The organism is Candidatus Dependentiae bacterium (assembly GCA_035445995.1).
Lineage (GTDB): Bacteria > Babelota > Babeliae > Babelales > Vermiphilaceae > DAOMRS01.
Genome location: DAOMRS010000001.1, coordinates 842,400 through 865,134, shown reverse-complemented (window position 1 = coordinate 865,134; position 22,735 = coordinate 842,400). Strand labels below are relative to the sequence as shown.

21 protein-coding genes are annotated in these 22,735 nt (G+C 36.8%); 8 read left to right on the top strand and 13 right to left on the bottom strand.

Translation table 11 applies throughout. The annotated features are described in order from the left end of the window. Positions 1–25: 25 nt before the first annotated feature. On the bottom strand, positions 26–706 hold the full coding sequence (locus PK943_04160; protein HRN78409.1) for an ABC transporter ATP-binding protein: 681 nt from the start codon (positions 704–706) through the stop codon (positions 26–28). Positions 707–917: 211 nt separating this feature from the next. On the opposite strand from PK943_04160, the gene lon reads away from it, so the two are divergent. The 7 genes from lon (at position 918) to PK943_04125 (ending at position 9,252) form a co-directional block, all read left to right on the top strand. Next, the gene (gene lon, locus PK943_04155) at positions 918–3,275 is read left to right on the top strand and encodes an endopeptidase La (GenBank protein ID HRN78408.1); all 2,358 of its coding nucleotides are present in this window, start codon (positions 918–920) and stop codon (positions 3,273–3,275) included. A 5-nt stretch (positions 3,276–3,280) separates the two neighbouring features. Beyond that, entirely contained in the window at positions 3,281–4,345 is a 1,065-nt protein-coding gene (locus PK943_04150) for a carbohydrate kinase family protein (protein HRN78407.1), read from the top strand. Positions 4,346–4,461: 116 nt separating this feature from the next. Continuing rightward, positions 4,462–4,950, top strand: a complete 489-nt coding sequence (locus tag PK943_04145) for a hypothetical protein (protein HRN78406.1) — start codon at positions 4,462–4,464, stop codon at positions 4,948–4,950. A 90-nt stretch (positions 4,951–5,040) separates the two neighbouring features. Then, a complete protein-coding gene (atpD, locus tag PK943_04140) occupies positions 5,041–6,522 on the top strand; it encodes a F0F1 ATP synthase subunit beta (protein HRN78405.1) in 1,482 nt (493 codons plus the stop codon). A 2-nt stretch (positions 6,523–6,524) separates the two neighbouring features. Next, a complete protein-coding gene (locus PK943_04135; protein HRN78404.1) occupies positions 6,525–6,770 on the top strand; it encodes a hypothetical protein in 246 nt (81 codons plus the stop codon). A gap of 75 nt (positions 6,771–6,845) precedes the next feature. Beyond that, on the top strand, positions 6,846–7,574 hold the full coding sequence (locus PK943_04130; GenBank protein HRN78403.1) for a hypothetical protein: 729 nt from the start codon (positions 6,846–6,848) through the stop codon (positions 7,572–7,574). A gap of 73 nt (positions 7,575–7,647) precedes the next feature. Then, a complete protein-coding gene (locus tag PK943_04125; GenBank protein ID HRN78402.1) occupies positions 7,648–9,252 on the top strand; it encodes a DUF87 domain-containing protein in 1,605 nt (534 codons plus the stop codon). Here the strand turns inward: PK943_04125 and PK943_04120 are convergent, their stop codons facing one another. The 10 genes from PK943_04120 to PK943_04075 all read right to left on the bottom strand — a co-directional run bounded on the left by PK943_04120 (position 9,253) and on the right by PK943_04075 (position 19,016). Continuing rightward, complete coding sequence (locus tag PK943_04120; protein HRN78401.1) at positions 9,253–10,596, bottom strand: hypothetical protein; 1,344 nt, start codon at positions 10,594–10,596, stop codon at positions 9,253–9,255. Positions 10,597–10,662: 66 nt separating this feature from the next. After that, on the bottom strand, positions 10,663–12,216 hold the full coding sequence (locus tag PK943_04115; GenBank protein HRN78400.1) for a WD40 repeat domain-containing protein: 1,554 nt from the start codon (positions 12,214–12,216) through the stop codon (positions 10,663–10,665). Beyond that, positions 12,213–13,658, bottom strand: a complete 1,446-nt coding sequence (locus tag PK943_04110) for a WD40 repeat domain-containing protein (protein HRN78399.1) — start codon at positions 13,656–13,658, stop codon at positions 12,213–12,215. The genes PK943_04115 and PK943_04110 overlap by 4 nt, the downstream gene beginning before the upstream one ends. Next, positions 13,655–14,722 carry a WD40 repeat domain-containing protein gene (locus PK943_04105; protein HRN78398.1) on the bottom strand — a complete coding sequence of 356 codons (1,068 nt, stop codon included), beginning with the start codon at positions 14,720–14,722 and terminating at the stop codon, positions 13,655–13,657. The genes PK943_04110 and PK943_04105 overlap by 4 nt, the downstream gene beginning before the upstream one ends. Next, complete coding sequence (locus PK943_04100) at positions 14,716–15,231, bottom strand: hypothetical protein (GenBank protein ID HRN78397.1); 516 nt, start codon at positions 15,229–15,231, stop codon at positions 14,716–14,718. The genes PK943_04105 and PK943_04100 overlap by 7 nt, the downstream gene beginning before the upstream one ends. Before the next feature lie 150 nt (positions 15,232–15,381). Further along, positions 15,382–15,960, bottom strand: a complete 579-nt coding sequence (locus PK943_04095) for a hypothetical protein (protein HRN78396.1) — start codon at positions 15,958–15,960, stop codon at positions 15,382–15,384. Between the two features lie 80 nt (positions 15,961–16,040). Then, positions 16,041–17,324 (bottom strand): hypothetical protein, encoded by a 1,284-nt coding sequence (locus PK943_04090; protein HRN78395.1) that lies wholly within the window; start codon positions 17,322–17,324, stop codon positions 16,041–16,043. A gap of 220 nt (positions 17,325–17,544) precedes the next feature. After that, on the bottom strand, positions 17,545–18,033 hold the full coding sequence (locus PK943_04085) for a hypothetical protein (GenBank protein HRN78394.1): 489 nt from the start codon (positions 18,031–18,033) through the stop codon (positions 17,545–17,547). 52 nt (positions 18,034–18,085) lie between these two features. Then, entirely contained in the window at positions 18,086–18,580 is a 495-nt protein-coding gene (locus tag PK943_04080) for a hypothetical protein (GenBank protein ID HRN78393.1), read from the bottom strand. A gap of 37 nt (positions 18,581–18,617) precedes the next feature. Then, positions 18,618–19,016, bottom strand: a complete 399-nt coding sequence (locus tag PK943_04075; protein ID HRN78392.1) for a hypothetical protein — start codon at positions 19,014–19,016, stop codon at positions 18,618–18,620. 262 nt (positions 19,017–19,278) lie between these two features. On the opposite strand from PK943_04075, the gene PK943_04070 reads away from it, so the two are divergent. Next, complete coding sequence (locus PK943_04070) at positions 19,279–20,673, top strand: glutamine synthetase family protein (GenBank protein HRN78391.1); 1,395 nt, start codon at positions 19,279–19,281, stop codon at positions 20,671–20,673. A 162-nt stretch (positions 20,674–20,835) separates the two neighbouring features. Here PK943_04070 and pilO read toward each other — a convergent pair whose 3' ends face one another. Both pilO and PK943_04060 read right to left on the bottom strand, forming a co-directional pair. Then, positions 20,836–21,393 (bottom strand): type 4a pilus biogenesis protein PilO, encoded by a 558-nt coding sequence (gene pilO / locus PK943_04065; GenBank protein ID HRN78390.1) that lies wholly within the window; start codon positions 21,391–21,393, stop codon positions 20,836–20,838. Positions 21,394–21,440: 47 nt separating this feature from the next. Beyond that, the gene (locus PK943_04060; protein HRN78389.1) at positions 21,441–22,640 is read right to left on the bottom strand and encodes a M23 family metallopeptidase; all 1,200 of its coding nucleotides are present in this window, start codon (positions 22,638–22,640) and stop codon (positions 21,441–21,443) included. Positions 22,641–22,735: the final 95 nt, after the last annotated feature.

Sequence of the window (22,735 nt, the reverse complement as noted above, 5' to 3'; positions counted from 1 at the left end):
AAAATATTATAGTGAAAGTATAGTATTATCTCGGTTGTAACACACCTTGTTCCAGATAATATCTATAGTGCATGCTAGCTGCAACGTAGGAATCATGTGTACTGACAATAATTCCCATATTGTACGTTTTATGACAGGTATGCAAGAGCTCTACTATAGCTTTACCCGTTTGCTCATCTAAATTCCCGGTAGGTTCATCGGCAAGTAAAAATGCCGGTTTATTGAATAAGGCTCGCGCAAGTGCTACGCGTTGTTGCTGCCCACCTGATAACATGGCAACTTTAGTATCTTTTTTGTGACTTAATTGTACGTGATCAAGTAGCTCAGTTGCACGCGCACTGCATTGATCACGAGTCATGCCTGCAATAATACCCGGTACCATAATGTTTTCTAGCACGGTCAATTCGCGGATTAAATACGGTGCCTGGAAAACAAGACCTACTGATTGATTCAGGAACAATGAACGCTCATGTGCGGAAAAATGTGCAATGTTTCTATCATTAAATAACACAGATCCCGCATTAGGTTTATCAAGTCCAGCCAAAATATGCATCAATGTAGATTTACCTGTACCAGATACGCCGGTAATAGCATACGATGCACCCTGAGCAAATGAGGCTGACAAATTATGCAAAATATTTATTTTTACACCACCAACAATAAAAAACTTTTCTATTTGTTTTATTGCTAGTACGGCAGTACTCATAATTGCCCCCTATTCATATCTGTAAACCCCAAAAAATACGTATTTTAAACGATTCATATCATCAAGACTGCCTTGCTCATCAGTTTTTCTGCGCAGTTGTTACATAATTATTGTATTGCACATAGCACCTTCCGTAAACTGATTCATAGAAAGCCGTAAATTATGGCTCTTCTTACCAAAAGTCGTCTTTGTCAAATATAGGGGGAGCACAATGAAGACTGTATTGAACACTCATGCACTAGATAGCATCCCGGATATATTCCCGGTTATCCCAACTATGGATGTTGTAGTGTTTCCACACATGATTGTGCCATTATTGGTTCTTGATGAAAAAATCATCAAAGGCATTAATGCTGCTTTACAATCATCCAAAAAAGTTCTATTACTTGCGGCACGCAATCCGGTAGATAATCATGGCGCAATTGGTACCAATGATTTATATCAAACAGGAACCATTGCAACTATCATGCGTCTGATTAAAATACCTGAAGGCGGGATAAAAATCCTTGTACAAGGTCTATGTAAAGGACGTGCATTAGAAATCCTGACCGAAGAAGATAGTCTGCATGCACGAGTAGAATATGTGCAAGTAGAAGAAAATGATCCCGCTACCTTATTCACTGCCGTAAAAAATATAAAAAGCATTGCAGAAAAAATGGCTTCTGCAGGCTATACATTCAGCCCTGACTTTCATACCATTCTTGCCAAAATGGAAGATCCAGAAAAAATTGCCGATTTTATTTTATCTCATCTGAACTTGGATGTGATACAAGCACAAAAATTACTTGAATCTCCAAGTCAGAAAGAATTTCTGGACCTGGTTTATCAATATCTTAAAAAAGAAGTCGAAGTCGCTGAAGTTCAAGAAAAAATACGCAACAATGCCCGAGAATCAATGAACAATTCACAAAAAGAATTTTATTTACGTGAACAACTAAAAGCTATCAAACGTGAATTGGGCGATGATGATCAAGAAGATTTTGATAAAATGCACGCACAACTTGATGCTCTTAATATGCCCGAAGATCAAAAAACAGAAGTCCGCAGGCAAATTAATCGCCTTGAACGTACCGCTCCTGAATCATTAGAAGCTACGGTAACACGTAACTACTTAGAATGGGTATTTGCATTACCATGGGGCATAGAATCCGAAGAAAATTTAGATATAAGTCATGCAAAAGCAGTACTTGAGGAAGATCACTTTGGCCTCAAGGAAATAAAAGAACGTATCCTGGATTTTATCTCAGTGCGTAACTTAAAACAAGATGGCTATGCACCTATTTTGTGTTTTGTTGGTCCTCCAGGTACCGGTAAAACTTCTCTGGGTAAATCAATTGCAAAAAGTTTGAATCGTGAATACGCACGTATCTCACTTGGTGGGGTAAAAGATGAAGCAGAAATTAGAGGTCATCGCCGCACATATGTGGGGGCAATGCCAGGTAGATTTATTCAAGCATTACGCAAGGCTGGCTCGTGTAATCCAGTGGTAATTATCGACGAGCTTGACAAAATTGGCTCGGACTTTAGAGGTGATCCATCAGCAGCTATGCTTGAGGTACTGGATCCACAACAAAATAAAACATTTTATGATAACTACCTCGGTTTGCCTTTTGATTTATCAAAAATAATGTTTATTGCAACTGCGAATGGCTTAGATAGTATTTCTGGCCCATTACGTGACCGTATGGAAGTCATTGAGCTCTCTGGCTATACACTCGAAGAAAAAACAAATATTGCTCATCAACATTTGGTACAAAAAGCTGTTATTGATACGGGACTTGAAAACCAAGGTATTACTATATCTGATGAGGTACTCAAAGAAATTATTTCTACCTATACGCGTGAATCGGGTGTTCGTCAATTGGAACGTGTCATCCGTACTTTGTGTTCAAAAGCAGCACGAAACCTAGTAGAAGGCAAAAAACTAGAATCATTTAGCGTAGAAAACATTGAGCGCTTTTTAGGTCCACGTAAATTCCTTGAAGATGAAGTCCACAAAAATGATCAAGTTGGTATTTCAAATGGACTTGCCTGGACAATATATGGTGGTGAATTGCTTAAGATTGAAACAGTACTCATGCCTGGCCGTGGTAAATTACTATTGACCGGACAAATGGGCGATGTTATGAAGGAATCAGCACAGGCAGCATTGAGTTATGCACGTGCACACGCTAAACAATTTGGCATTGATGACAATGCGTTTGTTAAAAACGATTTACATATTCACATACCGGCTGGCGCAATACCAAAAGATGGTCCGTCTGCAGGTATTACCATGCTGACTGCTATTCTTTCTGCATTAACTAATAGACCAATTAACGCACATTATGCCATGACTGGAGAACTCAACCTACAAGGTGAAGTTATGCCAATTGGTGGGGTAAAAGAAAAAATACTCGCTGCAAAACGTAACAAAATGTCTCACGTAATTTTACCGCACAAAAACAAAAATGATTTAGTTGGCCTGGAAGATATTGCAAAAGATATAGAAGTGGTGTTGGTACAACATGCAGATGAGGTGTTAGAACGCGTATTATTACAACCAAATAAAATAATACGGGAACAATAAAAGAAATGAAAAAGGTACTAACCATTGGAGGAGCCACACAAGACATATTTCTAGAATATATATGTCCACCAGAATTACATCAATCCGGGTATGTACTATTACCAATTGGCAAAAAGCTAGAGGTTAAGGATCTCGTATACGCAACAGGTGGCGGCGCTACAAATGCCGCCACCTCATTTGCTCGACTTGGTTTTACTACAGAAAGCTTTTTTAAAATAGGCACGGACACCGCTGGCGATATGTTGCTCAAAGCACTACATACGGATTATATAGCAACCACGCATGTAATACGCTCACATGAAGTACAAACAGGAACTTCTTTTATTATTCCATGCCCATCAGGCGAACGTACCGTGCTGGTATATCGTGGTGCAAATACTACCTTACAGCAACAAGAGCTTCCCCTACATGTTATTGATACACATGATATTATATACATCACTTCATTAAGTGAAACTACAGCTTCACTCATTGTACCCATAACCACACATGCAGCAGCGCACAAAAAACTGGTAGCAACCAATCCGGGAACCAGTCAATTGATTGATGGTGCACGTTATTTGCATGATGCGCTACCATACATCGATATTTTAATTTTAAATAGCCATGAAGCCCAACTACTTGCACAAACATTCAACAAAAAATCACATTCTATCAGTCTAGAGGCTAAATCTGATCTGCCACCACTGCTTAATTCTGTACAAAAAAATAAATTTAATATTCTTGAATTTTTTGCGATCATACACAACCAAGGCGTACAGACTATAGTTGTTACTAATGGTGCAGATGGTGTGTATGTATTTAATCAAAACGAAATCTATTATCATCCAGCACCTCAAGTTGAAGTAATCAGCACTATAGGAGCCGGCGATGCATTTGGTTCAAGCTTTGTAGCATATCTTGCACAAAGCAAACCCGTAGAGGATGCAATACGTGCCGGTATTATACAAAGTGGTTCTGTGTTGCAATACACTGATGCAAAAACAGGATTATTATCCACACAAGACCTTGAACAACAGATAGTACAATTAAATAAGCAGTTATTACAAAAATTCATGGTAAAAAAGTAGACCATGCTTTTTTTACACATGGTCTTTCAATATGGAATCTATTTATAATTCTAACATTTGCAACAGCCCGAATATACCGTTAAAATAAGCATATAATCATATTTAATGGAGCTATTATGAAAAAACTTATGCTACTAATACCTGTTTTGTGTGCGAGCATTGATAGCCTTTCTATGGAAACCTCACAAAACAAGGACCTTGCTCAACTAGATTTATACTTTAATCAAGTAAGCCAAATGTCGTATTTATCAACTAATGATATTGCATACCTACTCAAGCTAGCACTCGTAGCAAGAGTAAGTTTTCCGAGTATTTTATCACGTGTAAAAAAATTAGCATCTGAAAAACTCATTCTGTCAGAACCCATTCAGACTAAATATTACTTTTTTATACTCAATAGTTTTTTTGATCGTGTATTATTCACCAAACAACACAAGGACTATGCAGAAAATGTTATATTAGATGCAATTTTCCCTTGTCTACAAGCTATAAATTACGATCAACTGCACCCCGTTACACAACAGCCTTCTCATACTTGTGTTGATCATTTTTTTTCAGACGAACTTATGTCCACCGATTCAGATACTATTTCTCTAAAATATTAGTTTTAAAAGCAATCTTTACAAACACCTATCCTTACGTTAGCATTAATAAAATTATGTGATGTTTTCAATGCTTTCTCGAGGATACATCCAATGGCACACACTGCCACTCAAGACAAACACGGCACCGTACTGCGCATTAGCGGTACCATTATAGATGTTCAGTTTCCACCAGAACACACTCCCGATATTTTACATGAACTTGAAGTTATCTTACCAGCCACACGTACGATAAAAAAGCGAGAAGCTGCTTATGCCCAAGCAACTGGTGATACACAAGACACCAATAAAGCAAGCTTAGAAGTCGCCCAGCAATTGGGTGATGGTGTTGTGCGCTGTATTGCTATTGAAAATATATTTAATATTAGACGTGGCCTGAAAGTTATTGACACTGGATCGCCTATTCAAGTACCGGTTGGTGATGACGTTCTCGGGCGTATTTTTAATGTGCTCGGCCATACTATTGATGACAAACCAGCACTAAAAGCTCCGCATGAATGGTCTATTTTTCGACCTGCACCACGTTTGGTAGAACAAAAAATAGAAGATGAAGTACAAGAGACCGGCATAAAAGTTATTGATGTCATGTGCCCATACATCAAAGGAAACAAAATTGGACTATTTGGTGGGGCCGGCGTTGGTAAAACCGTAGTAGTACAAGAGCTTATTCGCAATATTGCAACTGAACATGGCGGTGTTTCTGTATTTACCGGTATCGGAGAACGTACACGCGAAGGTAATGAGCTCTGGCTTGAAATGAAACGGACCGGCGTACTCGAAAAAACAGCTTTAGTTTTTGGTCAAATGGGAGAAATGCCCGGTGCACGTTTGCGCGTTGGCCTGACCGGCTTGACTATGGCAGAATATTTCCGTGATGAACAAAAAAAAAATGTACTCTTTTTTGTTGATAATATTTTCCGCTTTGTACAAGCAGGCTCAGAGGTCTCTGCATTGCTTGGCCGTATGCCATCTGCTGTCGGCTATCAACCAACATTAGCTACTGAAATGGGTTTTTTCCAAGAGCGTATTGCCAACACCATTAATGGTTCGATTACTTCGGTACAAGCTGTCTACGTTCCAGCAGATGATATTACTGATCCTGCACCAGCAACAACCTTCTTACATTTAGATGCAAGTACCGTGTTGTCACGCAAGTTAGTTGCGCTTGGTTTGTATCCCGCAGTAGACCCGTTAGTATCTAGCTCAAAAGGTTTGCAACCGCACATTGTTGGTGAAAAACATTATCGCGTTGCGCGTGAAATCCAACGTATTTTACAACGATATAAAGAATTGCAAGATGTAATTGCTATCTTAGGCATAGATGAATTGTCTGAAGAAGATAAAGTTATTGTAAAACGTGCTAAAAAAATACAAAAATTCTTAACTCAACCATTGTTTACTGCAGAGTTTGCTACTGGTATTCCGGGCAAGTATGTCTCTCGAGAACGTGCAGTTGATGATTTTGCAAAAATAATTGCCGGTGATTATGACCATTTACCAGAAGATGCATTCTATATGGTTGGAACACTCGAAGATGTAATTCAAAAAGCAAAAGAACTAAAAGCCGGTAAATAACCATGGAATTACACATTACAAGCCCAGAAAAAACTCAAATCTTTGAAGTTGAATGGGTAGAAGCATTTACACCAACCGGAAGCTTTATTATCCAGCCAGGGCATGCCCCAACTATTTTAATGTTATCTCCCGGTAAAAAATTAATCTTCGGCCTTAAAAATAATACCGAACAATCAATTACTATTCCACGTGGCATCCTAGAAGTAACACGAACACAAGTTATTGCGCTCATTAATAAGCCTATTTAAGACCATTGATTATTTTTCCTGCAATTTAGTAGATTACATACAAATATACTTGAAAAATTGTAAGGGGGAAAAATTATGCAAGCAAGACAACCATTTAATATCATGAACGCACTGCGGTTTGGATTCCGACAATTCAAACATAACTTTTTATTATTAATAGGTGTATCTTTACTCAGCGTTATAAATATATTTGTTTATCAATTTGTTATACAAGTTATTATGAAACAACAGAACATCGTGCTGAAAGAGTTTTTCTTCAAAGGCATTGTACATAGTATGTGGGTATATGGCGGTAATATTAGTGGCTATTTGTTAATTCTTCTTTTTTATATACTCTATAACGTCATTGATTTGTTAATCACTATGGGTTGGATCCGTATAGCATTGGATATTTATGACAATGGAACCAGCTCCATACAGCGTATTTTGAGTACCGGACCCGTATTGGTAGATTATTATATCACGGCACTTTTGTATGGATTAATTGTACTTGGTGGCCTTATTCTATTTGTTATTCCGGGTATTTATTTTGCAATTCGCTATAGCTTTGCACTATGGTATGTTGTCGATACCGGCTGTAGTCCATTTGAAGCATTGCGAAAAAGTGCCGATCTTACTCGTGGTAATATAAAATTGTTAGGTTTGTTTTTATTAATTTGTATTGGTATTACCCTGGCAAGTGTTATCACTATTGTAGGACCTATTATTCTTTCTTATACGTTATTTTTATCATATGGCTACATCTTCCGCACATTACAAGAAGAACAAGCTGGCAATATTCCCGTACCTATTGATGTGCCATAAAAATTTTGCATAAAAACTAGAGCTGTTTCATACTTAATACATTACATTATTTTTATGAAAAGATTTTTTACGTATGAAACAGCTCATTGGTTCTATTATTTCCGGTTCACTGACAGAAGGCTTTGTCATGCGCGTACAGCCTGATGCAGATTTAGAAACTATAAAAACAGGCAAATTTGTATCTATTGTCGGAAAAAACCATAAATTCTTTTCACTTATTACTGACTTAAGCTTGGAAGTTACGCATCCTGATATTCTATTATTTCCACCCAGTGAACATGAAACTTTATTGCAACGCACCCTCAAGCATAAAGATATTTATGCTACCGCAACTCTCAAGCCTATGCTTATGCTTGATTACGAACAAAAACCAAAACCGGTTAAAACAATCCCTCCACATTTTGCCCAAGTTTTTGAAGCAAGCAAGCAAGACGTGGCCCTTATTTTTGGTGATGAGCATGATCCGAGTAAAAAATTCTTTAGCATTGGATCACCGCTTGATATGAGCACGCCCGTGTGCTTGAATCTTGAAAAATTAACTGAACGAAGTAATGGTATATTTGGCAAAACAGGAACGGGTAAAACATTTTTAACTCGATTAATTTTAGCAGGCCTTATTAAGCATGAGAAAGCGGTTAACTTAATTTTTGATATGCATAGTGAATATGGCCTACAAGCGCGCAAAGAGGGTGCACAAACATTTGTTAAGGGGTTGAAAACTTTATTTCCAAGTAAGGTAGTAATTTTTTCTCTAGACCCAACGTCTACACGCCGTCGTGGTGGCAGCCCAGATGTGGAAGTTACCTTGAGCTATCAATCTATCCAAATAGAAGACATTATGTCACTTAAAGATGAACTTAATTTGCATGCTACCGCAGTAGAAGCTGCATACTTGATTGCTGCAAAATATAAACACGATTGGCTCCAAGCATTACTCAACCATGGTGAAGATTTAAAAGAATTTGCACAATCACTCGGTGCACATCCAGAATCAATTGCAGCACTCTATCGCAAGCTTAAAAAATTAGAACGCTTACCATTTTTTAAGCCTATGCATACCGGCGCATACCATACTGATGTCATCGATCAAATGATGGAATACATAGATAAAGGTATTAATATCATTGTTGAGTTTGGTAATTATACCTCGACGTTTGTATATCTATTAATTGCTAACATTATATCCCGCCGTATACACAGCCAATATGTAGCAAAAACTGAGCAATTTTTGGGCTCTCAACACAGTGCCGATGAACCAAAAAAATTACTAATCACGATTGAAGAAGCTCACAAATTCTTGAACCCAAGTGCAGCACGACAAACAATTTTTGGTACTATTGCGCGGGAAATGCGCAAATATTATGTATCATTACTTGTTGTTGATCAGCGGCCATCTGGTATAGATGAAGAAATACTCTCACAGATTGGTACTAAGGTAGTTGCGCAACTGAATGATGAAAAAGACATTCAAGCAGTGCTAACCGGCATTAATGGTGCAGCAAATTTACGCACCATTTTGGCATCTCTTGATAGTAAAAAACAAGCACTGCTCATGGGTCACGCAATGACCATGCCGGTAGTTATAGAAACACGTGAATATGGTCAAGATTTTTATCGCGCCATGGGTGAAAGCATTACCACAAAACAAATTGATGAGTTTGTAGAAGAAATATTTTAACTAGGTAATTTTTTTTAATATTTCTTTTCCTAATTCTAGCTGTTCTGTATCGGATAGTTGTTTATATGATGTTGACCGCATGAAATGATATAGGTCCTCACCCGTTTTTACCTTATCTACCATTCGCTTGCACAATGCATAGGCAAATGAACCTAATCCCCATACACTAATAATCTTATCATTAGAAACTAAAAATAGTCTGTTATGCTGATTATCGGGGCAAACAAGTGTATTATTTCCTTCAAATACTTGCGTTCGTATACGCTTTGAAAGGCCATAGTCATAATTAGTATTTTTATTATATGGAGATGCTCTACGTACAATAGTTGCCATATCCCATACCTGAAGATTTGCCCATCTGCCCCATAAAAATAATCTAGTATGGTGTGGATCATATGTAAACCTATTAAATGAATGATTATTTGTGCTCAACCTATATATTCGCTTACCATTCTCCACGTTCCATACATCAATATATTTCTTATTATCAGCTAGGTCATACTCGAATCCCGTAATCAGTCGGTCATGCTCAACATCATACGCGAGATCCCATATTGCTTTAAACTTATATATATCATCACGCATCATTATAGTAGAAATACATGTCCCCTGGGCTAGATCCCATACATTAATGCTCCTATCGTCTCTATGACCAGATGTAGAAAATAATCGGTTGCGTTTTGAATCGTATGCCAGATGCCTAATATCGCACGTATGTCCCATTAATACATGCGTCCGTATACCACTCAGCATATCCCATATACTGATTGTTTGATCTTGACTACCTGAGAATAATCGATCACCCTCTTGATCATACAAAAGACATGTAATAAACTGCGTATGCCCCGTGAGTGTGTTTATTTGTTCACCACGTGCCATATCCCATATACTAATTACATCATGATTATTAAAAAATAATCGATTATGTTTTGCATCATAGACAAGACACGCAAGTGCATCAACGTACCCTGTAGTCAACATTTGAATTGGTAAACTACCAGAAGCATGCCATACACCAATTCTGCCAGAGCCAAATCCTAAAAACAACCGATCATGCTGTGCATCGTACACCATACAACAAACAGTTTTATGTTGTACAGATAGTTCTTTGGTCTTCTGGTACAGACCATAACGCTGTAGATATGTTTGTTGTATATCTTGCTGCACGTCTTGATTAATTAGACGCTTTTTTATATCCAAACACGGCAGCTGTTCGGCTGCGTTGACTCCTTTGTGATCAAGAGTTTCCCATATTTGCTGACAACATTTTTGCAACAGAATGTTTTTAAGCGTAGGTACTTCTACATTGGTTGGAATATCTTTTTCCATGCAACATAGTGCCACATGTACACCTAACAATATACATATGCTATATAACTTCATCTTACTTAGATAATCCATCTATTCCCATCAATGCAAATCTAGTTGCTGCAAAAAGACATTTAGTTCTTCTTCTATGTGCTGATTTTCTGTAAAGGATAAATTTTTATATGTTCGCGAACGCCTAAAAACGATACCGTCTTTCTGGGTCTTTATATTACTTATTGCTTGCCGGCACAATGCATACGTAAATGAAGCCGGCTTCCATATGTCAATTGATTTGCCGGATAATGAGAATAACCGGTCTTGTGCTTTATCATATATAGTAGAGGAAAATAGCGTTTGCAGGCGTGAATTATACAGTGTATTACGCCACTCGCTTATACCCCATATTTTAATTGTCTTGTTACTAGATCCTGAGAATAATCGAGCATACGCCACATCACATACTGAATGCATGAGTACTCTATTCCTTTCATTTCTAATATAAATATCCTCTCCTTGTATGCACTGACCATACGGTGTATCCCATACGGTAATCGCTTTATCATCCGATTTGGAAAACAAGCACCCTGGTGCTCCATTATTATATATACCAAGAACATGCTCTGGGTTTGACAACTGTTCATGATCTATCAGACATAGAGCCCTACTACAATGAAAACACAGCTTTCGTATGCATTCACCATGTACAATATCCCATACTCTAATCGCGGTGTCACTACCTCTAGAAGAATTCTCTGCTGAAAACAAATGTCCATCTGCTGCATTGTATGCTAATCCAACTAAATCATGTGAGCAAAACAGTGTTTGTGTACACTTACCACTCATTGTATTCCATATTTTAATTGTGCCATCATCAGATCCAGAGAATAATCGATCTTGTACCGCATCATATGCTAAACAGGTAATGTCTCTAGTATGACCTTCTAGAGTATGCATACATTCACCACTCATTACATCCCATATTCTAATAGTATTATCCCTAGATCCTGAGAATAAGCGGTCTCGTGCCACATCATACACTAGGCATTCGACCGGATAAGTATGACCTTCTAGCATTTGTATACACGCACCGGTATTAGTGTCCCATATTCTAATAATGTGATCCTCATATCCTGAAAATAATCGATCATATGCCGCATCATATACCAAACAAACAACGGGATCATCATTTATCTGACTTAATATCTTTATCAACTTACCACTTTCTATATCCCATATTTTAATTACGATCCTCTCATAACCATTAGATCCTGAGAATAATCGATTATGCACCGCATCATATGCCAAAGGACACATACAAAAATTATCATTGTTCTGTAGAGATGTTGTCTTTTGATATATGCCACTTTGTTTAACATAAGCTTCTTGTATTTGCTGTACGATATGTTTATGAATTTTATTTTTTTTAATAAATCTTTTTTTTAAGTATGGAAGCCGCTCAACTGCTCGAATACCTTCTTGCTCCAATGTTTCTTGTATTTCTTTGCAAAACTTTTGCAAACACAGCGCTTGGAGCGTGGGAATTTCTACGTTAGTTGGAGTATCTTGCTTATCCATCACCAAGTCAGATTCCATACCATGCAATTGCGCGGTAAATAACACAAGAAAATTTATAACATGTAATTTTCTTTGCATCATTTTTTTAACCTTTTAATGTGCCGATCTATTGCTTTTTTTTCTTCATCAGACAATTGTTGGTATGTTTGTGATATTTTCACATTATTCAATTTATCTTTGTCCTTTGTGCTACACACTGCTAATGCACACAATGTGTATCCAAATGACCCTAGTTGCCATATTCTAATAGTATTATCATCAGATCCTGAGAACAATCGTTTGGTATCTGCATCATAAATTAGACATTTGACCCAATCAGTATGGCCTTTTAATGTCTGCATGCACACACCAGTATTGGCGTCCCATATTCTGATATCCCAATCATTAGATCCTGAAAATAATCGGCTAGTGACTGCATCATACACCAGACATGCAATACTATTAGTATGACCTTTTAATATCTGTGTACACATATCAGTATTGGTATCCCATATTCTAATAGTATTATCAGCAGATCCTGAAAATAATCGCTTGGTAGCTGCATTATAAATTATACATTCGACCCCATTAGTATGGCCTTTTAATTTATCTTCCCATATATCGGTATTGGTATCCCATACCCCAATAGTGCTTTCCCAAGACCCTGAGAATAATCGCTTGCTCGTTGCATCATACACCAAACATTGAGGATGTCTTTCTCTTAATCCTTGTATACGCGTACCAGTATCAGCATTCCATATTCCAATATTATAATCAGATCCTGAGAATAATAGTTTGCTAGCCGTATCAAAAACTAGACATCTGATCCAACCAGCATAGTCTTCTAGTATCTGTACGCACACACCAGTATTGGCGTCCCATATTCTGATAGTATTATCATCAGATCCTGAAAATAATCGGTTAGTGACTGCATCATACACCAGACATGCAATACTATCAGTATGACCTTCTAATGTCTGCATGCACGCACCAGTATTGGCGTCCCATATTCTGATAGTATTATCATCAGATCCTGACAACAATCGCTTGCTCGTTGCATCATAAATTAGACATATGATCCCACCAGTGTGACCTTCTAATATTTGTGTACACGTACTGGTATTGGTATCCCATACTTTGATAGTATTATCGTCATGTATCAACCCATTGGATCCTGAGAATAATCGCTTGCTAACTGCATCATATACCAAACATGTAATACTATCAGTGTGGCCTTTTAGTAATGCTGATTTTTTATATAATCCAACATCTTGCACTAATGCTTTTTTAATTTGATCTGCTATTTCCGGTGCCACAATTTCCGGATTCAAGTACGGCAGTTGTTCTGCTTCCTGTATTCCTTCTTCATCCAATGTCTCTTGTATTTCTTTGCAAAACTTTTGCAAACACAATGCTTGGAGTGTGGGTATTTCTACGTTGGTTGGAACATCTTGCTTGTCCATAGTAAAGTCAGATTCCATACCATGCAATTGTGTGGTAAATAACATAAGAAAACTTATAACATATAATTTTCTTTGCATCATTGTTTTAATCTTTTAATGTGCCGATCTATTGCTTCTTTTTCTTCATCAGACAATTGTTGGTATGTTTGTGATGCCTTCACATTATCCAATTTATCTTTGTCTTTTACGCTACAGACTGCCAATGTACACAATGTGTACGCAAATGATCCTGGTTGCCATATTCTGACAGTTTTATCACTAGATCCCGAGAACAATCGCTTACTAACTGCATCATATACTAGAGAGAGAGTCCAATTAGTATGGTGTTTTAATATCTGTGTACAAGTACCAGTATTGGTATCCCATATATTAATAGCGCAATCACCAGATCCTGAGAATAATCGGTTATTATCTGTATCATACACCAAACATGCAACCCATTTAATATGGCCTTCTAGTGTCTGTATACATGTACCGGTATTGGTATTCCATATGTTAATAGTACAATCATTAGATCCTGAAAATAATCGATTACTAACTGCATCATATACCAGACAGAGAATATTATCAGTATGGCTTTCTAATGTCTGTGCACAAGTACCGATACTGGTATCCCATATTCTAATAGTATGCTCATTAGATCCTGAGAACAATCGCTTACTAGCTGCATCATATACCAGACATTGGACACGATCAGTATGACCCTTTAATGTCTGTGTACACACGCCAGTATTGGTATCCCATATATTAATAATGCAATCATCAGATCCTGAGAATAATCGCTTGTCAGCCTCATTATATACTAAACATGAGACACAATCATTGTGACCTTTTAGCGACATGGATTTTGTATAGAGCTCAACAACTTGCACCAATTCTTTTTTAATTTGATTTGCTAGTTCTGGCGCCACAATTTCCGGATTCAAATATGCAAGTTGTTCTGCTTCTTGTATTCCTTCTTCATCCAATGTTTCTTGTATTTCTTTGCAAAATTTTTGCAAACACAGTACTTGGAGCGTGGGGATTTCTACGTTAGTTGGAGCATCTTGCTTGTCCATCGCAAAGTCAGATTCCATACCATGCAATTGCGCGGTAACACAAAAAACAAAAAATATAATAGAAAAATTACGGTATACCTTTACCATAATGCCCACCAAAGACACGTTGTGATTGCCTGCAACCCAAGTACATACAATTCATATATTGCCTCATGTTGAGGCAATCCGCTTTGTTTAATGAGTTGATCATAAGGGACTGTTGCGTCAATGTTATATTTATCTGCAAATGCCTCCAATGCCATCCCATACACGGGATTAATAGCACTCTTCATAATGCGGTCAGCCGTGTCAGGAGACCATGTTTTGGCAAGTAAATATCCCTGTGCAACCACCGGGATTCCCTGTAATATGTGCGCACTTATATTGTTTTTATCCGTAATCTTCAACCCGGTACGCACCGTGTTTTGTAACATCTTGAGCGTTTTGATTACCACTGCACGCTCTTTCTTTGTCAATTTGCGAAAACATCCAACGTACCACATAACCGATTTCACCTTAATCCCGGCCCATGCTTTGGCAGTATATAATGGGTTCGCTGCGCATATGGGCAAAAATACTACCATAAAACTCAATATTATTAATCGAATTAATTTCATAAAGATTTACCTAAGAAAAAGTGGATATATTCGCATTTCTACACTTTTTAGTGTAATAATGACTTGTAAAATGTAAATGATAACCCGTATTATCAACAAAAAAAGCGCCCGAGTAGGCGCTTTCTCACGTTACAACATAGATTCTATTCGTTATGGCTGCATCTGTTTCATAAACTCTGCCAGCAATGCATCTTGTTCTTCTTTAAGCTCATTAACCAGTTGTGTATAATGCGTATTAATATAATCAACGTATTTTTGTAATTCTTGTACTTGATCAAGGAATACTTTTTTAATTTCACTCTTATATGTTTTGTTACGTAATGCTTTATTGGTTGCACGTTTAAGTGCCTTATCCAAATCTTGCTCATCATGCGGCATGAGCTGTTCAATTTTTTTCCATGCAATATCAAATGTAGGCAAGATCGCCAGCGCGGGAAACGCTGGCAACATAACTTCTTTATATTCATCATTAAAAGGAATAAATCCACCGGTAGCAATTTGAGTATAATATTGCATCAGCATGTTATATGATTCCAAGAACGCATCTGCACCTTTTTCCGTTGCATCAGCACACATGCCCAGTACTTGACTAGTTGCCTGTATATGACCAATCACAAATTTTTTACTTGCATCTTGCAAATCAGTAAATAAAGCAGTATCCCATTGTTGCGGTGTTTGAGCAGAAATAACAGTACTAATAATCAGGATGCTTATAGCTAGTTTTTTCATAGAAAAAATCCTTTTTTTGCAATTAAGTGAAAATATTTTGTTGCAGTATAACAACATAATACCCTGGTGTATATTATTACCTAAGCAGTATGATTATAGTGTCGCCACTCTTGAAACGCTTGCCAAAGTGCTGCTCCGGTTTGATAGTTAAACAGTAGCATGCGTGATTTATCGATTGGCATCCAATTTTCTTTAACCAAGTTACACATAGAAACCATAGAGTTATGCACATCAAGCGAGGTAGTTAATACATCCTGTTTTTCAAAATGAGCAAGTTCCAAACGTAAAACGTGATACGTATCTACAATATTGCAATCTATGTGATCTGCATCTAATGTTAGTTCACGTTTATCAAATAAATCGAGCAATAACGGTGTTAGTATCGCAATAGGTAGTGGATCGAATGTATCACTAATCTTTTTTTCACGCCCCATAAGCCACATATGTGTATGACCAATAGTACGCTTGTTGCCATTCAATAATAAACGTACATCATAAATCTTGTTTTCATGCACATCAGGACAATTAAGTGTAGCTTTTTCATCAAAGATACGCTTGTAGCTATAACGTTCTTTGGTAGAAAAACGATCATTATTTTGTACATTATCGCCATCTGAATAACAATTGATAATACGCTTGAATATAGGGTGATATGCGTGCATAACTGTTTCTGGTTGTATTGGCGTACCAAACATAACCACATTATCTATTGCAAGACTTCTTTTGCACTGCTCATGTACATCCGCCAAGTTCAGTACAATGTTACCACCATGGCTATGTGCAATCAGCGTAACACGCACCTGCCAGTATTTTTTCTGTAATTTGGCTAGTTCATCACATAATGCATGATACAGTTCATCTGCTGCATTACGGCGATACCGCTGGCTCAATAAACCCAAATGACCGAATAAGTAATATTTTCTCTCAACATGGGCATTATGCGCCTGAAATAGTTTGTCATATACCGGAATAAACTGATAAGCAGCTTTTGGACGATCATCTGGAATTAAGGTACGTGCAAAAAATTGATCTATGTATACCTGATCAAATGGATGCAATCCTTCAGCTACCATAATTTGATCTTGCCAAATCAGCGGGTTTTTGCGCACACTTTTGACCAAATTTACATAGGGTGAATTTTCTTGTAATGCATCATTCAAAACACGTTTTGCATCAAGCATAGAAAGTACCGTGTAGACAGAACCATGCACAAAGACGGTTACCTCTATACTTCTTTTACCTCGGTAGTACTGTTGAATCAATGCAGAAAGATCTCCCATCAAGAGTAAGCTTGATCCCAAGGTAAAAACTATGATACCGATACGGAATAATGAAGTGTTTTTAAAAAAAATCAATATGTTCATGAGTGCTTAGGCCTAGATTGCCTTACTAGAAATGATATTCTGCTTTCTTTTAGATTGCACCAATAAACAGACCCCGTCAATCAAATTTCAAATAACCACCCCATTTGACCGTCTTTGACAAGCTCGCTCGTGTAGAAAATCTACTTGAAGATTTAGATATTTAAAATAAAAAAAGGAGCCTAATTTACAAGCTCCTTTTTTTATTTACATACATATTTATTTATCTATGTTGTTCCATAAATGCTTCTACTTTTTCATTGAATTGCGCAATTGCATCACTCAACTGATTAAGTTCAAAGTTTACTTTTTCACTCAACATAGTAGCACTTGGGTACGTTTTTAAGAATTTACGTGCATTTGCTTGTAGATTATCAAATTCTTGATCAAGCATCCCTAATCCAGAATTAACACTACTTTGTATGTTTACACAATTTTTTTCTAGCTCATAACATTTTTGAATTTTCTTTACAATATTGTGTGTTTGTTGTGAAACACGATCTTCATTAATTTTTACTGCTTTAATTTGCTCTTGCTTAAGGTTGTTCTCTTTTACAAATGATTCAAGGGCATCTTCAACGTTACCTGCATATTTCTCAATGTTCTTACCCCACGCTTCTACACCTTCGTATATACTGCCTCGGTGTGCTAGCGCCGACATTGATGCACCTACTGATGTCATAAGCAACGCTATTGCCAATTGTTTCTTCATGTTCCTACTCTCCTTTTTTTATTATTAATAATATTATTCTCTTTATTAAATTCTATTGATTATGTTGCTGGATAAAAGCATTCACTTCTTTTTCAAAATTCGAGATTGCTTTATTAAGCTGTTCTATTTCATCATTTATTTTATTGTGTAATGCTTGAGCATCTGGGTACATTTCTAGAAATTTGTTTGCATTACTTATCAAATAACCAGATGTGCGATCAAGTAGTTGCAGTTCTTTATTTATTTTATTATGAACAGGTAAACATAACTGTTGTTTACAACATTTTTCAATCATGTCTTCAATATTATCTGCATGTCTAATAACTGCTTTTTCCCATTTGCTTACTAATCTGTATTGCGTCTTATCAAGATTATTTTGAGACACAAAAGACTCTATAGCATCCTCAATATTATCAGCATGTTTTTTAATCGCATCTTCATACATATCTACTTTTTTGTATTGTGCAGACATATTCATGTGAACCGCAAACATAGATGACCCACTTGCTGATACTACTAATAACATTAACCACAATTGCTTTTTCATACACTTCCTTTTATTTTAACTAACAATTTATTTCTTATTATTTTTTAGCATTTCTTTCAGTCATACGTTTTTGCATTAATTCAGTATGTTTTTTCTGTAAATTATCTAAACGACGCTGCAATATATTCTTTTCTACTTCTTTACTTGGAATATCTTGGCTAGCAAAATCACATACGGCGCTCTTTGTATATCCTTGCGCCTGCTCACAATTCATTTCTGACTTGCTTATTTGCTGTTCTAATTGTTGTATCTTCATTCTTATTTGTCTTTGTTCCATTTCATTCTGCTCTATTTTCATTTGTGTTGCTGATTCATAATAAGGTGTGCTCTCTTTAATCCATGGGAACCAACCGCTTTTTGCATCTTCTGCTGCCTTCACCTGCGCACCACACACAAAACTTGCACATGTAAGGATAAGCATTACTTGTTTTTTCATACAATTTCCCTCTTTTTTTAACCTTTTAATTTTTCCTAATTAAAACTGATATAGGTATTTACTATATCTTCTATAACTATATTACAAATAGTCAATTGAGTATTGCAACAATTTTATTAAAAAAAGCCTATTTTATCCTTAAAAATTCCCCATAATACCCATATAGCAGACGAGCAATATCATGAAGCGTATTGACTGTTAGGCAGATACTGGTATTATTTGACCAACTTTGGTTACCCTCCGGCTAAAAAAAGGAAACTTTATGAAAAAACATATATCTATGATTTTTTTAGTACTTTTAACCGTTAACATCCATTCTCAAGAAACTCCTCAGAATCAACCGTTGGAAGAGCCTACTCCAGGAGCACGTATCCAATTTGTAGACTTCATGTTTACCGATTTAAGCGGATCCTTTAAATCTGTAACGTATCCTTTTTGGCTCGTTGACCGTGCAATGCAAGACGGTATTTGCTTTGATGGGTCATCTGTACCTGGATGCACCAGTATTAAAGATAGCGATATGCTCCTTAAACCAGATATCAATACCGCTCGAGATATACCATGGACGCAAAACCCCGACCGCTCGGCATGTGTAATTTGTGATATAGGCCGTAATGAAACCACACCATATGAAGGCGATCCACGTTACATCCTCAAAAAAGAACTCGCTCGTGCTCATGCTATGGGGTACACCTTTGTGGTAGGACCTGAACTAGAATTCTTTTTGTTCAAAAAAGATGAACACGGCAAACAAATACCTTCTGACAATCGTAACTATTTTACGCCCGAAACAAATGTAGGGGTTGCACGTTTTAAAAAACATATGTTACGCGCACTAAGCGAACAAAACATAAAAATAGAAAAATTACATCATGAAGTTGCCCATGGACAACTTGAAGTAAGTATTCGCTATGGAGATGCATTAGAACTTGCTGATCAAGTTATGCTCGCAAAGCATACTATTGCATCGTTAGCACCTCTGGGCGGTTTTGAGGCAACCTTTATGCCAAAACCGGTATTTGGTCAAAATGGCAGTGCAATGCATGTTCATTTCAGCTTATATGATCATGTTAATAACCGTAATGCATTCTATGATCCACAAAATCCCTATAAACTTTCTGACATTGCTCAACACTTTATTGCTGGCATACTCAAACACGCAGAAGAAATTACCGCAATTCTAAACCCTACGGTAAACTCCTTTAAACGACTTGTTCCTGGCTATGAAGCACCAATATTCGTTTGCTGGGGAACCAAAAATAGAAGTGCGCTCATACGTATTCCTCATATTAATGAAGGAAACGGTAATGCAGTACGCGCAGAAATCCGCTCACCAGATCCTATGAGTAACCCATATCTTGTGTTTGCTGCATTACTCCATGCAGGACTTGAGGGTATACAAAACAAAGAACCATTACCCAATGCTGTTGAGCATTCGTTATATGAATACACATCAGAACAATTAGATAAAGAACATATTCGTTCATTACCAACATCATTAAGCCAAGCCTTGGATATTTTGAAGAATAGCTCATTTATTAAAGAATTACTTGGAGAAAAAGCTTTAGAAGAATTTGTTCACCTTAAAACAAAAGAATTACGTTCATTCAACACTACAATAACTGATTGGGAACTTAATCATTATTTTAGGCCCTAAAAAATGTTTTTAAATAAGGGCTAAAATCAGTAGGCTTGACACATGAATATTCTATTGTTACGTTCATAAAAATTATATAATGTCCCTACATGAGCAATACATCTTCCGTATTGTTCACCCCCTAACCCTTCAGCTTGTTCTAAGTTGAAGGGGTTATTTTTTCTAGGAAATACGCAATATTTTAATAAGACACGTGCACATATATGTATCTTGCTCTGTTCGAACATATTGTATGTGCGTACATGTCATCAACTGACGTAAATTATGTAATTGTGTAAGAAATGAATCAATTTGTTCTAAAGATCCAGAAAAACTAAACTGTATAGGACTACTGGCATACCAATCTTTTTGTTTCTCGTGTTGTTTTGCATACGAACGTACGTAGAGCCCTGCTTGCTGTACACACATTAACGCTTGTGCACATTGTTTTTGTTGCTCAAGATTATCTTGTTTGTACGCATCTATTTCTTGGCGTAAATCAGTAAGATATGCAACATCTTGTGTATTATTTTGTTTCTTAAAATACATCATGCTTTGTTTCTCGAATAAACATCCGGTAGCCATATATGATGCTATCGTCCTGGTAATAGGTTGATATATACAAAACCACCATAAGGCAGCAATACCACATAAACCACTGAAGGTAATCATATATCTATATCGAGGTGCTATATGCGCAACCCAAGCATACAAGCGATGACGCTTTGGCATAAAATACATACTATTCTCCTTGAAAAAAAACTGCGGCTTTTACACCGCAGTCTATTTTAAAATGTATTTTTAGTCCATTGCATCGGATCAACTGCAATGTTGTTGACACGCATCTCCCAATGCAAATGATAACCAGTTGCATAGCCAGTTTTGCCAAGTGTGCCAATTGGATTACCTTTGGCAATTTTGTCGCCAACGTTTATTTTTGCAAAATCATCAAGATGGAAAAATAAAGACAGCACCCCACAACCATGGTCAATAACCACCGTGTTACCACTCGCGTCATACCGCTCTTTCAAAACGATTTGTCCATCCTGTGGAGCCCACACTACACTCTTTGGTGTATTAATTACATCAAGAGCTTTATGTGCATAGCGCCCTTTATGTTGCGTGGTACGTATCGTACCAAATTCACAGGTAACACGTTGAATATCAATCGGCGCACAGAAAGTCCCTCGCCATAATTTTTCATGAGGAGAACTCTGTGCAAGCACTTGTAGCTGATCTTCTAACTCTTTCATAGATATACCCATTTCTTCTTCGTGCTTAATTTTTTCTGCATCAACTTGCAGTGTTGTTTTTTTGAAAGGATACATAACTACCTGAAATTTGTTATCAACATGCAGGGTATTACCAACACGATCGGTTATATCAACTGATAGTAAATATTCGTTCGGATTTTCTTCACAGGTAATAGGAATAAAACATTCATACACTAAAGAATTCTTAGATTCGGGAAAACATTCATAGGTATTTGCTAATGCTTGTACACGTGCAGAACGAATCGGTTTACTTACTTGAAATTGTAAGTGTAATGTGCGGCCCTGCAATACTTTAAGATCAGATTCTGTCTTGGTGAATGCTGCTTGCAATGGCAAGTTATCTACATAAAATTCTCGCTCGATGATAGTCTTATTTTTATGATAGGTAGAATCAACAAATTCTGCTTTCAGAACATGTTTGCCATTTGCAATGGTTTTAGTTGGGATAGTAAATGGCTGTTCTTGTTGGCTTTTATTTAATCTAAAATTATTCACTAATTGTTGCTGATCATCAAGCACAATAGATATTACACCTTTTTTATCACAAGAAAATACACAAGAAACTTCACCCGCATAATAGTTGCTATCTTCAATTCCCATAATTCGTACATGCGGTACTGACATATCAAAAAAATAAGCATATGAAGACCAGCCTAGCCAACCACTCAGTAAGACACCAAAAAGAATTAAGAAATTTTTTAAACGAAAAATCATTACTGTAACCTCATTATCGCAAAATAGGATATATGTTAGACATGTTTAATTGGTACCTAGTATACTTTTTTTAGTTGAGTGCGCAAAACAAAAAA

What these genes read in the sequence shown, in the direction of transcription:
- PK943_04145 (HRN78406.1), top strand. Translation starts at nt 4,462, where the DNA reads ATGAAAAAACTTATGCTACTAATACCTGTTTTGTGTGCGAGCATTGAT.
- lon (HRN78408.1), top strand. Translation starts at nt 918, where the DNA reads ATGAAGACTGTATTGAACACTCATGCACTAGATAGCATCCCGGATATA.
- PK943_04095 (HRN78396.1), bottom strand. Translation starts at nt 15,960, where the DNA reads ATGAAAAAACTAGCTATAAGCATCCTGATTATTAGTACTGTTATTTCT.
- PK943_04060 (HRN78389.1), bottom strand. Translation starts at nt 22,640, where the DNA reads ATGATTTTTCGTTTAAAAAATTTCTTAATTCTTTTTGGTGTCTTACTG.
- atpD (HRN78405.1), top strand. Translation starts at nt 5,041, where the DNA reads ATGGCACACACTGCCACTCAAGACAAACACGGCACCGTACTGCGCATT.
- PK943_04110 (HRN78399.1), bottom strand. Translation starts at nt 13,658, where the DNA reads ATGATGCAAAGAAAATTATATGTTATAAGTTTTCTTATGTTATTTACC.
- PK943_04135 (HRN78404.1), top strand. Translation starts at nt 6,525, where the DNA reads ATGGAATTACACATTACAAGCCCAGAAAAAACTCAAATCTTTGAAGTT.
- PK943_04115 (HRN78400.1), bottom strand. Translation starts at nt 12,216, where the DNA reads ATGATGCAAAGAAAATTACATGTTATAAATTTTCTTGTGTTATTTACC.
- PK943_04080 (HRN78393.1), bottom strand. Translation starts at nt 18,580, where the DNA reads ATGAAAAAGCAATTGTGGTTAATGTTATTAGTAGTATCAGCAAGTGGG.
- PK943_04075 (HRN78392.1), bottom strand. Translation starts at nt 19,016, where the DNA reads ATGAAAAAACAAGTAATGCTTATCCTTACATGTGCAAGTTTTGTGTGT.
- PK943_04160 (HRN78409.1), bottom strand. Translation starts at nt 706, where the DNA reads ATGAGTACTGCCGTACTAGCAATAAAACAAATAGAAAAGTTTTTTATT.
- PK943_04150 (HRN78407.1), top strand. Translation starts at nt 3,281, where the DNA reads ATGAAAAAGGTACTAACCATTGGAGGAGCCACACAAGACATATTTCTA.
- PK943_04090 (HRN78395.1), bottom strand. Translation starts at nt 17,324, where the DNA reads ATGAACATATTGATTTTTTTTAAAAACACTTCATTATTCCGTATCGGT.
- PK943_04100 (HRN78397.1), bottom strand. Translation starts at nt 15,231, where the DNA reads ATGAAATTAATTCGATTAATAATATTGAGTTTTATGGTAGTATTTTTG.
- PK943_04105 (HRN78398.1), bottom strand. Translation starts at nt 14,722, where the DNA reads ATGGTAAAGGTATACCGTAATTTTTCTATTATATTTTTTGTTTTTTGT.
- PK943_04085 (HRN78394.1), bottom strand. Translation starts at nt 18,033, where the DNA reads ATGAAGAAACAATTGGCAATAGCGTTGCTTATGACATCAGTAGGTGCA.
- PK943_04130 (HRN78403.1), top strand. Translation starts at nt 6,846, where the DNA reads ATGCAAGCAAGACAACCATTTAATATCATGAACGCACTGCGGTTTGGA.
- PK943_04125 (HRN78402.1), top strand. Translation starts at nt 7,648, where the DNA reads ATGAAACAGCTCATTGGTTCTATTATTTCCGGTTCACTGACAGAAGGC.
- PK943_04070 (HRN78391.1), top strand. Translation starts at nt 19,279, where the DNA reads ATGAAAAAACATATATCTATGATTTTTTTAGTACTTTTAACCGTTAAC.
- pilO (HRN78390.1), bottom strand. Translation starts at nt 21,393, where the DNA reads ATGTATTTTATGCCAAAGCGTCATCGCTTGTATGCTTGGGTTGCGCAT.